This window comes from Bacillus sp. JZ39 (assembly GCF_053903145.1).
This window is the reverse complement of the sequence record NZ_CP096389.1, coordinates 3,893,779-3,908,686: the sequence shown is the minus strand read 5'-3', so window position 1 is coordinate 3,908,686 and position 14,908 is coordinate 3,893,779. Positions and strand designations below refer to the sequence as shown.

General features: G+C 46.1%; 14 protein-coding genes. 5 read left to right on the top strand and 9 right to left on the bottom strand.

The window, feature by feature from the left end; translation table 11 throughout:
• Positions 1-23 precede the first annotated feature (23 nt).
• The 6 genes from ahpF to gntR all read right to left on the bottom strand — a co-directional run bounded on the left by ahpF (position 24) and on the right by gntR (position 7,665).
• Positions 24-1,553: an alkyl hydroperoxide reductase subunit F gene (gene ahpF, locus M1D65_RS20020; protein ID WP_003243077.1), complete on the bottom strand. Its 1,530-nt coding sequence runs from the start codon at positions 1,551-1,553 to the stop codon at positions 24-26.
• Positions 1,554-1,566: 13 nt separating this feature from the next.
• The gene (ahpC, locus tag M1D65_RS20015; protein ID WP_003243686.1) at positions 1,567-2,130 is read right to left on the bottom strand and encodes an alkyl hydroperoxide reductase subunit C; all 564 of its coding nucleotides are present in this window, start codon (positions 2,128-2,130) and stop codon (positions 1,567-1,569) included.
• Positions 2,131-2,595: 465 nt separating this feature from the next.
• A complete protein-coding gene (gene gnd / locus M1D65_RS20010; RefSeq protein WP_064671714.1) occupies positions 2,596-4,002 on the bottom strand; it encodes a decarboxylating NADP(+)-dependent phosphogluconate dehydrogenase in 1,407 nt (468 codons plus the stop codon).
• Positions 4,003-4,024: 22 nt separating this feature from the next.
• Positions 4,025-5,371, bottom strand: coding sequence for a gluconate permease GntP (gene gntP, locus M1D65_RS20005; RefSeq protein ID WP_003243139.1), 1,347 nt, complete (start codon positions 5,369-5,371; stop codon positions 4,025-4,027).
• Between the two features lie 28 nt (positions 5,372-5,399).
• Positions 5,400-6,941 carry a gluconokinase gene (gntK, locus tag M1D65_RS20000; protein ID WP_283857076.1) on the bottom strand — a complete coding sequence of 514 codons (1,542 nt, stop codon included), beginning with the start codon at positions 6,939-6,941 and terminating at the stop codon, positions 5,400-5,402.
• Positions 6,934-7,665 (bottom strand): gluconate operon transcriptional repressor GntR, encoded by a 732-nt coding sequence (gntR, locus tag M1D65_RS19995; RefSeq protein ID WP_003243132.1) that lies wholly within the window; start codon positions 7,663-7,665, stop codon positions 6,934-6,936. The genes gntK and gntR overlap by 8 nt, the downstream gene beginning before the upstream one ends.
• 195 nt (positions 7,666-7,860) lie before the next feature.
• Here gntR and M1D65_RS19990 point away from each other — a divergent pair, with 195 nt between their 5' ends.
• Positions 7,861-9,009 carry a glycerate kinase gene (locus M1D65_RS19990; RefSeq protein ID WP_120027662.1) on the top strand — a complete coding sequence of 383 codons (1,149 nt, stop codon included), beginning with the start codon at positions 7,861-7,863 and terminating at the stop codon, positions 9,007-9,009.
• Positions 9,010-9,101: 92 nt separating this feature from the next.
• Positions 9,102-10,133 (top strand): polysaccharide pyruvyl transferase family protein, encoded by a 1,032-nt coding sequence (locus M1D65_RS19985; RefSeq protein WP_014481442.1) that lies wholly within the window; start codon positions 9,102-9,104, stop codon positions 10,131-10,133.
• A gap of 39 nt (positions 10,134-10,172) precedes the next feature.
• Here M1D65_RS19985 and M1D65_RS19980 read toward each other — a convergent pair whose 3' ends face one another.
• The gene (locus tag M1D65_RS19980) at positions 10,173-10,865 is read right to left on the bottom strand and encodes an LrgB family protein (protein WP_003227015.1); all 693 of its coding nucleotides are present in this window, start codon (positions 10,863-10,865) and stop codon (positions 10,173-10,175) included.
• The gene (locus M1D65_RS19975) at positions 10,835-11,239 is read right to left on the bottom strand and encodes a CidA/LrgA family holin-like protein (RefSeq protein ID WP_108029240.1); all 405 of its coding nucleotides are present in this window, start codon (positions 11,237-11,239) and stop codon (positions 10,835-10,837) included. The genes M1D65_RS19980 and M1D65_RS19975 overlap by 31 nt, the downstream gene beginning before the upstream one ends.
• Before the next feature lie 226 nt (positions 11,240-11,465).
• On the opposite strand from M1D65_RS19975, the gene M1D65_RS19970 reads away from it, so the two are divergent.
• The gene (locus M1D65_RS19970) at positions 11,466-11,897 is read left to right on the top strand and encodes a MarR family winged helix-turn-helix transcriptional regulator (protein WP_003243994.1); all 432 of its coding nucleotides are present in this window, start codon (positions 11,466-11,468) and stop codon (positions 11,895-11,897) included.
• Positions 11,898-11,953: 56 nt separating this feature from the next.
• Here the strand turns inward: M1D65_RS19970 and M1D65_RS19965 are convergent, their stop codons facing one another.
• Entirely contained in the window at positions 11,954-13,024 is a 1,071-nt protein-coding gene (locus M1D65_RS19965; protein WP_077670852.1) for an SDR family oxidoreductase, read from the bottom strand.
• A 130-nt stretch (positions 13,025-13,154) separates the two neighbouring features.
• Between M1D65_RS19965 and yxaF the strand changes: the two genes are divergently transcribed.
• Both yxaF and qdoI read left to right on the top strand, forming a co-directional pair.
• Positions 13,155-13,730 (top strand): transcriptional regulator YxaF, encoded by a 576-nt coding sequence (yxaF, locus tag M1D65_RS19960; RefSeq protein WP_029726137.1) that lies wholly within the window; start codon positions 13,155-13,157, stop codon positions 13,728-13,730.
• 93 nt (positions 13,731-13,823) lie between these two features.
• Complete coding sequence (qdoI, locus tag M1D65_RS19955) at positions 13,824-14,837, top strand: quercetin 2,3-dioxygenase (protein WP_116315664.1); 1,014 nt, start codon at positions 13,824-13,826, stop codon at positions 14,835-14,837.
• Positions 14,838-14,908 lie beyond the last annotated feature (71 nt).

Sequence of the window (14,908 nt, the reverse complement as noted above, 5' to 3'; positions counted from 1 at the left end):
GGCAATATAGCGGATTTCTTATATTAGTTACGGATTAGGTAATCAAACGCGCCGAGGGCGGCAGTTGCACCTGATCCCATAGAAATAATAATTTGGTTGTACGCACTGTCTGTGCAGTCGCCGGCAGCAAATAAGCCTGGTACGCTTGTTGCGCCGTGTTTGTCGACGATGATTTCGCCCATGCGGTTGCGTTCAACTGTTCCTTCTAACCATTCTGTGTTTGGCACGAGACCGATTTGGACGAATACACCTTGAAGTTCAACGTGTTTTTCTTCGCCTGTTTCGCGGTCTACATATGTGATGCCGTTAACACTCTGATCACCTGTGATTTCTTTTGTTTGTGCGTTTTTTACAACAGTAACGTTAGGCAGGCTGTAGAGACGTTTTTGCAGGACTTCGTCTGCTTTCAGTTCCGGCGCGAACTCTAGCACAGTAACATGATTCACAATACCTGCTAGATCAATCGCTGCTTCGATACCAGAGTTTCCGCCGCCGATTACCGCAACGTCTTTGCCTTCAAACAATGGCCCATCACAGTGCGGGCAGTATGCGACACCTTTGTTTTTGAACTCTTGTTCACCAGGTACGTTGACATTTCGCCAGCGTGCACCTGTTGAAAGGATCACTGTTTTACTTTTCAGGACAGCGCCGTTTTCGAGTTCAAGTTCGAACAGATCTTTCTTCTCAAGGCGTTTCGCACGCTGAAGGTTCATGACATCAATATCATATTCCTTCACATGCTCTTCAAGACTTGCCGCAAGCTTCGGTCCTTCCGTCGCTTTGACGCTGATGAAGTTTTCGATGCTCATGGTGTCGAGAACCTGTCCGCCGAAGCGTTCAGCGACAACCCCAGTGCGGATGCCTTTACGTGCAGTGTAGATCGCTGCACTTGCACCAGCAGGTCCGCCTCCGACCACAAGAACGTCAAACGGCTCTTTGTCAGCAAACTCAGATGCATCTGTGCCGCTGCCCATTTTCGCAAGAATTTCTTCAAGCGTCATACGGCCGCTTCCGAAGGATTCGCCATTCAGGTAAACGGTCGGCACTGCCATGATGTTTTTGCTTTCAACTTCTGCTTTGTATGCTGCACCGTCAATCATCGTGTGCGTAATGTTCGGGTTCAGCACGCTCATCATGTTTAAAGCTTGTACAACATCAGGACAGTTGTGGCATGTCAGGCTGATATAAGATTCGAAGTGGTATTCACCGCTGATCTTCTTCACCTGATCAATGACTTTTTGGTCCACCTTAGGCGGTCTGCCGCTCACTTGGAGCAGCGCCAACACTAATGATGTGAACTCGTGGCCCAGAGGGATACCAGCGAAAGTTACGCCAGTGTCTTCTCCGACACGATTGACACTGAAGCTTGGCGTTCTGTTTAATTCAGCTTTTTCAACTGAAATTTTCGATGACATGGAAGCCAGCTCATCAACGAGAGCCAGCATGTCCTTAGAAGTGTCATCTTCGCCTGCGCTAACTTTGAGAACAATGTCATTCTCAATTAGCTGCATATATTGATTTAATTGTGCTTTGATGTTTGCATCAAGTACCAATTGAATGCACTCCTTAGATTTTACCTACTAGATCAAGGCTAGGTGTAAGAGTTTCGCCGCCTTCTTCCCATTTAGCCGGGCAAACTTCACCTGGGTTTTGACGAACGTATTGAGCTGCTTTTACTTTGTTTACAAGGTTGCTTGCGTCACGGCCGATACCGCCTGCATTGATTTCAACAGTTTGGATAACGCCGTCTGGATCGATGATGAATGTTCCGCGGTCAGCAAGGCCAGTTTCTTCGTCAAGAACATCGAAGTTGCGAGAGATCGTTTGAGATGGGTCACCGATCATTGCGTAAGTGATTTTGCTGATTTTTTCAGAGCTGTCATGCCAGCCTTTGTGTACGAAGTGAGTATCTGTAGAAACAGAGTATACTTCAACACCTAATTCTTTAAGAGCAGCATATTGTTCTTGAAGATCTTCAAGCTCAGTTGGGCATACGAAAGAGAAATCTGCTGGGTAGAAGCAGAATACGCTCCATTGGCCTTTCAAATCTTCGTTTGTTACATCGATGAATTCACCGTTTTTGAATGCTTTTGCTTCGAATGGAAGTACTTCTTTACCGATTAAAGACATAATGTATATTCCTCCTAAAAATGTATTAGAAAGCATATTCGCTTTCAATAATAATTCTAATTATATATGAATTATTAATTAATATATATTTTTTGTCAAGCCATAACCTACTTTTTTTCATCTTACTAAAGGTGTGACAGGTAGGATTTATGCATTTCTTTTATAACAAATGAGAGGCTGATTCTCAATTAGACAAGGTTTTCAGGGACTTTTGTAAATCAGAATGACAGGCCGTTTTGGCATTTGAACATTTTATGACACCATGGTCAAGGGCAAAGGACAATGGCCAAAAGCAGAATAGAACGGAACAGCAAGCTGCTGTCACATGATGATCTTGGGGATTGTTTCTAGCTATTATTGTATCACTGTTTATGATATTTAAAACATAACTTATGTCTTCTGTTGTTTGGGATAGAAGAAAAAAACACGGTTCAGTTGAAAACTGACCGTGTTTTTGATGACAGGTTATTCAAACCAATTCGTATGGAAAACGCCGTCCATATCAGTCCGTTCGTACGTGTGAGCGCCAAAGTAATCGCGCTGTGCCTGTAAGAGGTTCGCATTGGAACGCCCTGTGCGGTAGCCGTCGTAATAAGAGAGCGCGGTAGTTAAGCATGGGAAAGAGATTCCAGTGCTGATACCCTCGCAAACGACTTTTCGCAGGCCTGTTTGATAGGCATGGAGCTTATCTGTGAAATAAGGCGCGATCAGCAGGTTAGCCAGATTTGGCTGCTCACTGAATGCTTCGCTGATCACGTTTAGGAAATCAGCGCGGATGATGCAGCCGCCTCGGAAAATCAAGGCAATGTCTTTGAGCGGCAGATTCCAGCCGTAAAGCTCAGATGACATCTTATATTGGGCAAAGCCTTGTGCATAGGCGCATACTTTCCCCATGTAAAGAGCCTGTCTGACGTATTCAATCCAGGTGTCTTTATCCAAGTGTTTTTCTTCGGCTTCCGGGCCTGCTAATACGTCTTGAGCTGCCATCCGTTCTTCTTTTAAGGATGACAAGTAGCGGGCGAACAAGGACTCTGTGATGATCGTGGACGGGATACCGTTATCAATCGCCTGCATGCTCGTCCATTTTCCGGTCCCTTTTTGGCCGGTTTTATCAAGAATGACATCGATCAGAGGCTGCCCTGTTTTTTCGTCTTTTTTGCGTAAAATCTCAGCTGTAATCTCTATTAAATAGCTTTTAAGCTCACCTTGATTCCATGTTTCAAAAATAGATGCAATTTCATCGAGCGGCAGACGAAGCGTTTCTCTTAGAAACGTATACGCTTCTGCAATCAGCTGCATGTCGGCATATTCAATGCCGTTGTGCACCATTTTTGTAAAGTGCCCTGCCCCTTTTGGTCCGATATAGACACAGCAAGGGTCATCTCCGACTTGGGCTGCGATTTTTGTCAGGATAGGAGCGGCTTTCTCATAGACGTCGCGATCTCCGCCCGGCATGATAGAAGGTCCTGTTAATGCGCCGACTTCACCGCCGGAAATGCCGACTCCCAGGTAGCCGATCCCTTTTTCCTTCAGCTCCTCAAATCTTCTTTCTGTGTCTTCATAGTGGGAGTTTCCTCCGTCCATGATGACGTCGCCTTCTTCAAGCAAAGGCTTTAATGATTGGATGACGGAATCTACGGGTTTTCCCGCTGTGACCATCAAAAAGATTTTTCTTGGTTTTTCTAACGATTGAACAAAGTCCTCAAGCTCGTAATACGGGCTGAGAGATTGTCCATCCAGCTTTTGGACAAGCTGGTCCGTTAAATCTCTGGTGTAATTATAGACAGCGACGTTTTCACCTTTATTTGCCATGTTTAAGGCGATGTTGCTTCCCATTACGCCTAAGCCTATGACACCAATCGAATTGAACATGTGTTACAGCTCCTTCTTAATTTCATACAACTAAACTTAACAATAAAATGAATCCCAGTCCAGCAACGGAAATAATGGTTTCCAGCAATGTCCATGTGGCGAATGTTTCTTTCATGCTTAATCCGAAGTATTCCTTGAACATCCAGAAGCCGGCATCATTGACGTGTGAAGCGATGACACTTCCGGCGCCTGTTGCGAGCACGACTAACGCCAGGTTAACATCAGAATGGCCCAATAACGGGATGACCAGACCTGTTGTGCTTAGTGCGGCAACAGTCGCTGATCCTAGAGAAATGCGCAGGATCGCCGCGATGAGCCATGCCAGAATGATTGGCGATAATGCCGTTCCTTTGAATAAGTCTGCTACGTAATCGCCGACACCGCCGTTGATCAGCACTTGTTTGAAGGCGCCGCCTCCTCCGATGATCAAAAGCATCATGCCGATTTGTGAAATGGCAGTTGAACAAGAATCCATCACGGTTTTGACTGGAATGTTGCGCTTGATGCCCATTGTATAGACTGCGACCAATAACGAAATAATCATAGCAGTCGATGCGTTTCCAATCAATCTGATAAAAGCTAAAACTCCGTTATCTGCAAACCCGATTGTTTCTTGAAGCAGGTCGATAATGGTCGCGACCGACATGATGATAATCGGGAGCATTGCAGTAAAGACACTGATTCCAAAGCCGGGTGTTTCTTCAAGGTTAAACGTTTTTTGTGTGCCGAGTGATGCAATATTGCCGTTTTTCGCAAATGATGCAGGAACGATTTTTTTCGCGAACTTTGTAAATAACGGCCCTGCGATGAGCACTGTCGGAACAGCAACAATAAAGCCGTACAGCAGCACTTCTCCAATGTTTGCGCCATACTCACCGGCGATCGCCGTAGGTCCCGGGTGCGGCGGCAGGAAACCGTGTGTGACGGATAGTGCCGCGACCATCGGGATTCCGAGAAATAAAATAGAAATCTTCAATTCTCTTGAAATCGCAAAGACAATCGGAATTAATAGAACCAGTCCTACTTCAAAAAATAACGCAATCCCAATAATAAATGAGGCAATGACAACGGCCCATTGAATATTTTTCTCGCCGAATTTGTTGACGAGCGTCATCGCAATGCGCTGTGCGCCTCCTGAATCCGCGATCAGCTTGCCCAGCATCGCACCGAGTCCGAAGATGAGCGCGATGTGGCCAAGAGTCCCCCCTATCCCTGCTTCGATGGAGCTGACAACCTTATCGAACGGCATCCCGAGTGCCAGTGCCACGCCGAACGATACGACCAGCAGGGAAATAAATGTGTTTAATTTTAAGCCCATAATCAGAAATAGTAATGCTAAGATCCCAAGTGCAACGATGATTAACGGCATGGTAATGCCCTCCCCTTCATGTCATGTACTATTTGTGTGTGATTAAGCCCCTCTGATAATCTGCAATTTGTGTATATTGATTTTCTAATAATCTTGATAGATTGATGAAAATCGGCATTAATGTTCTGTATTCCTTGGCTGAGTCTTCGATCGGCGTATGTCTGTATGTGCTGCCGATCATGTCGGACACGGCGTCGAAAGAGTCAATTTTTCCTGTTGCATACAGGCCTAAAATACAGGCGCCGAGACATGAGCTTTCGTAGCTTTCCGGAACGACAACCTCTGATTCGAAGATATCCGACATCATTTGGCGCCAAACCTCCGACCTTGCAAAACCCCCTGTCGCTTGGATGCGGGTTACCGGGCCATCCATGCATTCAGTTAACGCCAAGAACACCGTGTACAGGTTGTAAATGACGCCTTCCAATGCCGCGCGTATCATATGCTCTTTCTTATGCGACATGGTCAGGCCAAAAAATGAGCCGCGTACATCCGGATTCCACAACGGAGCGCGTTCTCCGGCGAGATATGGGTGGAACAGCAGACCGTCAGAACCGGGTCTGACGCGTTGGGCAATTTTCGTCAGCACGTCATATGGATCAATGCCCAGCCGTGTCGCTGTTTCGATTTCGGAGGAGGCAAACTCGTCTCTGATCCAGCGAAGGACGATGCCCCCATTGTTCACAGGTCCCCCAATAACCCAATGCTTGTCCGTCAAGGCATAGCAGAAAATTCTCCCTTTTTCATCGGTTTGCGGCTTGTCAATAATCGTCCGGATGGCACCACTTGTTCCGATGGTGACGGCGATTTCGCCCTTTTTAATGGCGTTGACGCCGAGGTTGGACAGCACGCCGTCGCTGGCCCCGATGACAAAAGGCGTTTCCGGATCGATTCCCATTTGGATCGCTATTTCCGGGCTGCAGTGCTGAAAGATCTGGGTTGTTGGCACGAGTTTGGATAAGTGATCCGGCGTGATGCCTGCGATGCGCAGTGCCTCTTCGTCCCAATCCAAGCCTTTCAGGTTCATCATGCCTGTCGCTGATGCCAAGGAGTAATCGATGACATACTCATTAAACAGCTGTTTAAAAATGTACTCTTTAATTCCGATATATTTTTTTGCCTTGGAAGCGATTTCTTTTCTTTCATTCGTGATCCAGGCAATTTTACTTAACGGTGCCATCGGATGAATCGGTGTTCCCGTCCGTTTGTACACCTCATGTCCGTTCAATTCCTCTTTGATCCTATGCGCCCAGCCTTCACTTCGGTTGTCGGCCCATGTGATGCATGGCGTCAGCGGCTTGTCATTTTCGTCGATTGCAATGACGCTGTGCATGGCGCTGCTGAACGAAATGAAAGAGATCCGTTTTTCGGGATGCTGTTTTGTAATTCTCGCTGTTGTATGGATGACTGCCTGAAAAATCTCTTCCGGATTTTGTTCAGCTGTTGAGATGTCCGGTGTATAGAGCGGGTAGCCGATGCTTTCTTTCTGTACCACATCTCCGTTTTCACTGAACAGCACAGATTTTGTGCTTGTCGTGCCGATATCGATTCCTAACATATAACTAGTCATTGTTGTATTCAGCTCCTTTTGCCAGCATTTGTTGTGAGAGCCATAGGTCTTCTACCTTATCCTGCACATCATCAAAGTTTTGGTGAAGAGACTGAATCATCAGCGCCCTATCCTTTGTTTTGATGGCTTGAATATAAAGCTCGTGGTTATCTAAAATCCTTGTGAAGTCTTCATACTTTTCCTTTAACCGTACCCGCATCGATAAAAGAATAAAGCTTTCCATGACGGGTTTTAGATTGTTCCAGATCATCTGAATGTATGAATGATCAATCGCTCGGATAATCGTTTCATGGAACAGCACATCTTGAAATGAAAATTCGTCAGCATCCTCATATTTGATTGAGACTTTCATCATTTCAAGAATTTTGCTGAGATCCTTAACTAAAGGCTCAATGTCTATTTTGACAAGCCGTTCAAAGACAAATGTTTCTAATAGTAACCGCACATCATAAATTTCCGCGATTTTCTTCTCAGTTAAACCAATTACGACCGCTCCCATTCGTTCTAAGCGGATGATTTTTTCGGATGCGAGTATTTTTAGCGCTTCGCGAACCGGCGAACGGCTTACTGAAAACTCGGCGGCGATTGTATTTTCTGATAAAATGGTACCGCTTTCAATCAGGCCTGAAACGATCCGCATTCTCAGCTCGTATGCGACACGAACCCCGGTTGACGCTTTTGAGAGCCATTTTGCGGGATACAACAGGTCTTTGGAGTCTAGCATACACTCACCTTCCTCACTCAAGGAGTATACTTGTATACAAGTATGATAACGTGAATATTTCTTTTATGCAAACACTTTCATTTCTAATTTTTAATTAAATTTTTACCATATTGAATGGTATGTATTTCCAGATCAATTATGGTACATTGGAGATCAATAGGTTAAGTGAATCATGTTTTGAAAGAGGCGATTTGGATGAAAATCATCATTGCACCTGATTCTTTTAAGGAAAGCTTATCAGCTCTGGAGGCAGCCGAAGCGATAGAAAGAGGTTTCAAATCGGTCTTTCCGGGTGCTGATTACAGAAAATTGCCGGTGGCGGATGGCGGCGAGGGAACCGTTCAATCTCTAGTCGATGCGACCAACGGAAGGATCATAGAGCAAGTTGTCACAGGGCCGCTGGGGGAACCGGTGAGAGCTTTCTTTGGCATGATGGGAGATGGGAGAACAGCTGTGATTGAAATGGCTGCTGCTTCAGGGCTGCATCTGGTGCCTGTAGATAAGCGAAATCCGCTCATCACTACAACAAGGGGAACGGGAGAATTAATCGGGGCAGCTCTTGATGCAGGAGCGGAGCGTTTGATCATCGGAATCGGCGGAAGCGCCACGAACGACGGGGGAGCCGGGATGATTCAGGCATTGGGCGGAAGGCTTCTTGATAACTCAGGCCGCGAGATTGGCCCGGGGGGCGGCGCGTTATCTCAGCTTGCATCAATAGATGTGAGCGGGCTTGATTCCAGACTGCGGAATGTCAAACTGGAAGTTGCCTGTGACGTGGACAATCCGTTAACAGGACCAAAGGGTGCTACGGCTGTTTTCGGGCCGCAAAAAGGCGCGACGGCCGAAATGATAGATGTACTAGACCAGAACGTAAGCCATTTCGCTGATATGGCAGAAAAAGCGCTCGGATCAACCTTCCGAGATACAGAGGGCGCCGGTGCAGCGGGCGGTCTTGGATGGAGCCTGCTAACTTATCTTCAGGCTGACCTGAAAAGAGGCATTGATATTGTCCTTGAAGCGGTTGATTTTGAAAGTATCGTTCAGGATGCAGACCTTGTGATTACCGGCGAGGGACGAATCGACAGCCAAACGGTTCATGGAAAAACACCGATCGGGGTGGCCAAGGCCGCTAAATCATACGATGTGCCCGTTATCGGCATTGCGGGATCAATTTCCCGAGACAGTAATGCCGTCTATCAACACGGAATCGATGCGCTTTTCAGCATCGTCCCCGGAGCCGTGCCGCTAGAAGACGCGTTTGAACATGCCGCGGAATATATGGAAAGAACGGCGCGGGACATTGCAGCGTCTATCAAATTGGCGAAAACGATGTTTCTGATATAGCCGATGCACATGCCAATGCATAGCCATCCTTCTTTTTGGGTAGAGACAGTTAACACACAATGAGGAATTCATCCCAGAAGGAGGACGCAGATATGACTGTACAAGAAATCAAAGGCAAAAAACTAGTAAAAGGCATTGCGCCAAATGTGGAGCCGGAAGCTCTGTTAAATGATAAACGAAAAGTATTTTTGTTTGGTTCCCCTAGCTACACAAACATTGGCGACCAAGCGATTGCGTATGCGGAAGAGAAATTTATCAAAAATCATTTTCCGTATTATGAATACATTGAGATTATGGATTATGCGACGGATGAGGGCATTGAACTGGTGAAGGAGATCATTCGTGAAGACGATATTGTCTGCTTTACAGGCGGAGGGAATTTAGGAAACCTTTATCTCGATATTGAGGAAGACAGAAGAAAGGTCTTTTCGGCGTTTAAAGACTACAAATCAATTTCTCTGCCACAATCCGTTTATTTTGAGGATACAGAGGAAGGACAGAAGGAAAAGAAAAAAACACAGGATGCGTACCATCAAAATACAAACTTAACGATTGCTGCGCGTGAGACGCAAACACTGGATGTTGTGAAAGAGACCTTCAACTCCAATGTGATCTTTACACCGGACATGGTGCTTTCCTTGGATATTGTGCCGCGAGAGCTCGAGCGGGACGGCGTTCTCTTTATTTTAAGAGCGGATAAGGAGAAAGTGACTGACGAAGATTTTATTTCACAGATGAAGAAATGGGCAGAAAAAACAACTTACACAGAGCGTACCGATACGGTGCTGGATACGGTCGACACCATCGACTACGCCGATCGTGAAAAGCATTTTATGGAGATGCTGGACCGCATCGGCTCCAGTAAATTGGTGATTACCGACCGCCTTCACGCGATGATTTTCTCGATTATCACCAAAACACCTTGCCTTGTCTTTGGAAACAGCTATGGCAAAGCCAAACATTCATACCGGGATTGGCTTGAAAGCTTAAACTTCATTGAATATACAGATAAGAATGATGTTGAGGAGCTGGAGCGCATGATTGACCGCCTGCTTCAAGCAGAGCCGAATGACGTTGATTTATCTAAGGACTTTCAGCCGCTGATTGATTTTTTTGCTTCTTAAACGAAAAAGACTGCCCTCCCCCGGGGCAGTCTTTCTTTGTTAAATATGAAACAGCCAGACGACGAGCGGGCCGAAGAATGAGCCGAGCACCGCACAAAGCGTCATGGAGACGGAACTCATGGATACGGCCAATTCCCCATATTCCAACGCTTTGGAGGTACCCAGTGCATGGGAGGCGCTGCCTAATGCAATGCCTTGTCCAAGGGAACTGCGTATGCGAAGCCATTTTAGGAAAAGAGGCCCGAGGATGACGCCTGAAAAGCCCGCAATCATGACAAATACGACTGTCATGGAAGGGACGCCGCCAAGACCGGCGGCGATCTGAATAGCGACAGGGGTTGTGATCGACTTTGGCAGAATGGATAATAAGAGATCATGATCAATCCCGAATGCTTCTGCGAAGATCAGCCCGCTGATCATTCCCATGCATAATCCGACCAGGACGCCGCCTAGAATGGGAACACAATGTTTGACAATGATATGCCATTGTTTATAAAGCGGATAGGCCAGTGCCACGACAGCCGGCCCAAGCAAAGAATTGATCCATTTCCCCCCGATCATATAGCCTTCATAGGAAACATGAAACATCATCAAAGCCGCTACAATCAAAATTGTCGTTGTCAGAACAGGGATAAGAAATGGAAGCGGGAATCGCTTATAGAGTTTGACCATCGCTAAATAAGCGGCAACTGTTAAAAGAATTATAATGATCGCGATACATGCTTGCTGCATTTCTCTTTCTCCTTTCGTTTTTTTGCTTTTTTCTCTAATAGCTGGCTGGCGAATCCAGCCGCAATGATCGTGACGATGGTGCTCAGAACGACTGTAATCAGCAGCATCAGACCATTGAATGAAATGAGAGACGGATAGTTTATCACTCCTGTCATTGCCGGGATGAACAACAATGGAAGGAAGGATAATAAAAACCCTGCTCCGTCTTCAATGATGGAGACGGGAACAATACGGAGGCCCAAGCAGATCAGAAGCAATACCAATCCAACGATGCTTCCTGATACAGGTAAATGAAACAGATGCTGAATGGCTTCCCCGATCATAAAAAATACATATAATATCAACACTTGCAAGATAATTCGTATGAGTTTCACATCAAGTGCTGCTCTCCAATCAGAACAGCTTCCTCCTTTCTGGTGCTTGCTTCTAGGATGGTTCTGAGGAATCGCTTTACTTTCTTTTTATATGATTGTACTATACAAGTATAATAATTGATTTAGTCATATAACGACTTGTATTTATTCAGTTAATGTACATTTGTATTATACAAGTATATATGATGTTGTCAATGCCGGAGATTGGAATAGGGAGCGAGAGCGATTGCAAAATCAAAATCCAGTTGAATTAATTGAATATGAGCTGACGACTTTTATCAGGAGAGCTGTTTATCTGGATCAATCAGAGAAAAGAACAGGGAATTTGGAGAGATCTTCGTACTTATTACTGAGACAATTGGATGAGTTTGGGCCTGCTCGTGTTAAGGAATTGGCTGAATCGTTTAAGCTTGATATTTCTACTCTTTCAAGACAAGCAGCTGCATTAGAGGCAAAGGAGCTCATCTATCGTTTCTCAGACCCGTCTGATGGGAGAGTCAGCCTGTTTACCATTACAAAACTCGGCAAACAACTATTAAAAGCCGATCAGCAAAAGCGCCTTGAACGTTATGAACAGATGCTGAAAGAATGGTCAACACAGGAAAAAGAGATGTTTGGCGAGCTGCTGCAGCGTATGAACAAGGCTTTTATCGATTAACTGCTGAAAAACCCATGGTTCGCTGGAACAGCATGGGTTTTTCTTATGGTCAGAGATTATCTGCATCGTTTGGCGGCAGCCCAAGCCACTAGTCCTGCAACAACAGCCGCCGATACAATGGGGCGCTTCGTCGCTTTTGTGTAGTAGCTTCTTGACCTCATCCATCCTTTATTTGTGCCTCTGTCATGCATACCGCAGCCCGCATCATAAAGAGCGCTTTCTTCTCGCGGTTTGGACGGTCTTTCGGCATGCTGGCTGTGATACATGATTTTTTCCATCAGTCTGTCGGTCAGACGAGGAAAAAGCGCGCCCAGCATGGCGATGGCTTTGGCCTGTGAGCCGATGTACATGTCGCGCTTAGGGTGTTCGGCGGCAAACAGGATAGCTTCGGCGACCGCTTCCGGCGGATAGATCATGGAGCGGTAATGAGCCGGCTGTTTGTCGAGGTAGCTGTGCGCATGCTCGTTATATGGTGTGTCAATTCTGCCCGGGTGGATGAGCGTTACCGAGACGGGCGCCTGTTCCTTTTCAAGCTCCATTCGGATGCTTTCCGTCCAGCCGTGAAGCGCAAATTTGGCAGACGCATATGTGGATTGAATGACTGTTCCCCTGTCTCCGAACAGGCTTCCTACATTAATGAGTGCGCCCGGCACACCTCTGCCGGTGTAGTGTTTGACAGCCGCTCTTGTTCCGTAAACAGGTCCCCAGAAATTTGTGTCGAACATGCGCTTCATGTCTTCGACGGTGACGTCCATGGCATGTCCGAAAGTCGAGACGGCCGCATTGTTGACCCATGTGTCAAAGCGGCCGAATGTGCTGATCGCGGTTTCTGCGATGCGGTTGACGTCCTCTTCTTTTCCGACATCCGCCTTTACCCATATGGCGTCGTGCCCTTTTTCCTTAAGTTCATCAGTGAGCTCCTTCAGCGCGTCTTCATTTCGCGCTGCTGCCACGACCTTTGCGCCTTTTTCAGCTGCCATTCGTGCCGTGACAAGTCCGATTCCGCTTGAAGCGCCGGTAATGACGATCACCTGATCCTTAAGCTTTTTCAGTTTGAGCTTTGTTTTTATGGCGGGGTTTTGTCGTTCAAGCTGTTCTGTATTCGTGACTGAATGATCGATTGTCATTGAGAGATCCCTCCTAGACGCTGTTTTTGTACATTACCCCATCCGGAAGGGTCTTACCCCTTTTGACAATCACAGGGTTCTTTTTTATATTATATAAGTCGCTCTACCATACCTAGGAGGGAATGTTTTAATGACTAGCAGAGGAGATTCACGTGAAAAAATCCTTCACACGGCGTCACGTCTGTTCCAGCTGCAAGGATATCACGCGACAGGTTTGAACCAGATTGTAAAAGAAAGCGGTGCTCCTAAGGGATCGCTTTATCACTTTTTTCCGAATGGCAAAGAAGAATTAGCAATTGAAGCGGTTACATATACAGGTAAGATCGTTGAACATCTGATACAGAAAAGCATGGATGAATCCTCTGATCCTGTTGAAGCGATTCAGCTTTTTATCAAAAAAACAGCCAGCCAATTTGATAACACAGAAAGCATTAAAGGTATTCCAGTCGGTTTGCTGGCGAGTGAGACAGCGTTAATCAGTGAACCGCTGCGGACGGTTTGCATGAAGGTGTTTAAAAGCTGGGAAGCGGTTTTTGCCAGAAAATTAATGGAGAACGGATTTGCAGAAGAAGAAGCAAATCAGCTTGGAACGCTGATTAATTCGATGATTGAGGGCGGCATCATGCTTTCGTTAACGAATAAAGACAAAACGCCTCTTCTTCTCATTGCCGAACAAATACCAGTGCTGGTGAGAAAAAAAGGGTAGCATTTTGTTATCCTTTCTCCTACAATTATATAGAACGGTCTAGACAAATAAATGATAATATATAGACTGGTCTAAATTGGAGGAAGCGATAATATGAAAACATTATGTACACATTCATTGCCTAAAGATAAAATGCCTTATTTGCTCCGGAGCGGAGAAGGCGAGCGCTATCTGTTCGGCAGACAGGTTGCCACGGTGATGGCGAATGGGAGGAGCACAGGTGATTTGTTTGAGATCGTGCTTCTTTCCGGAGGAAAAGGAGATGCCTTTCCGCTTCACGTCCACAAGGACACACATGAAGGAATTCTCGTTTTGGACGGGAAACTGGAACTGACACTTGATGGTGAACGCTATTTATTAATATCAGGTGATTATGCGAACATTCCGGCGGGAACACCGCACAGCTACCGGATGCAGAGCCACAGAACAAGACTGGTATCTTACACGATGAAAGGAAACGTAGCGCACTTGTATTCCGTTATTGGGAATCCGTATGATCACGCTGAACATCCGCCGTACGCAAGCGAAGAAGTCTCAAACGAGCGATTTGCAGAAGCAGCCGCTGTAGCGGACATTGTATTTCTAGATGAAGGAAAGCCTGCATGTTCGGCCAAATTAGCGGAACTTACAGAGCTGCCAGATGGAGCGGTTCCATACGTTCTTGAATCTGGAGAAGGAGATCGCCTGTTGACTGGAGATCAGCTTCACCGCATTGTGGCTGCACAAAAAAATACAGATGGCCAGTTTATCGTCGTATCCTCTGAAGGCCCTAAAGGTGACCGAATCGTTGATCACTACCATGAACATCATACAGAAACATTTTATTGCCTTGAAGGTCAGATGACGATGTGGGCAGATGGCCAGGAAATTCAGCTGAATCCGGGAGATTTCCTGCATGTCCCTGCAAATACCGTTCACTCCTATCGCCTTGATTCTTACTATACAAAGATGGTGGGCGTATTGGTTCCTGGTTTATTTGAACCGTTTTTCCGGACGTTAGGCGACCCGTATGAAGGCCACATCTTCCCATGTGAGCCTCAGGCTTTGCGCTTTGATCGCGTTTTGCAGAATATCGAAGCATTAGATTTAAAGGTGATGAAACCATAAAGATGACAAGATTGTAAGGTTTTCATGCCGGCCTGACACCTAAATCGATGTTTCCGCGCTTCATTTTTTCA

Bases quoted from the DNA above. Each gene is read 5' to 3' on its own strand.
- gntK (WP_283857076.1), bottom strand. From the start codon at position 6,941: ATGACTAGTTATATGTTAGGAATCGATATCGGCACGACAAGCACAAAA.
- M1D65_RS19990 (WP_120027662.1), top strand. From the start codon at position 7,861: ATGAAAATCATCATTGCACCTGATTCTTTTAAGGAAAGCTTATCAGCT.
- gnd (WP_064671714.1), bottom strand. From the start codon at position 4,002: ATGTTCAATTCGATTGGTGTCATAGGCTTAGGCGTAATGGGAAGCAAC.
- ahpC (WP_003243686.1), bottom strand. From the start codon at position 2,130: ATGTCTTTAATCGGTAAAGAAGTACTTCCATTCGAAGCAAAAGCATTC.
- gntR (WP_003243132.1), bottom strand. From the start codon at position 7,665: ATGCTAGACTCCAAAGACCTGTTGTATCCCGCAAAATGGCTCTCAAAA.
- qdoI (WP_116315664.1), top strand. From the start codon at position 13,824: ATGAAAACATTATGTACACATTCATTGCCTAAAGATAAAATGCCTTAT.
- M1D65_RS19985 (WP_014481442.1), top strand. From the start codon at position 9,102: ATGACTGTACAAGAAATCAAAGGCAAAAAACTAGTAAAAGGCATTGCG.
- gntP (WP_003243139.1), bottom strand. From the start codon at position 5,371: ATGCCGTTAATCATCGTTGCACTTGGGATCTTAGCATTACTATTTCTG.
- M1D65_RS19980 (WP_003227015.1), bottom strand. From the start codon at position 10,865: ATGCAGCAAGCATGTATCGCGATCATTATAATTCTTTTAACAGTTGCC.
- yxaF (WP_029726137.1), top strand. From the start codon at position 13,155: ATGACTAGCAGAGGAGATTCACGTGAAAAAATCCTTCACACGGCGTCA.
- M1D65_RS19965 (WP_077670852.1), bottom strand. From the start codon at position 13,024: ATGACAATCGATCATTCAGTCACGAATACAGAACAGCTTGAACGACAA.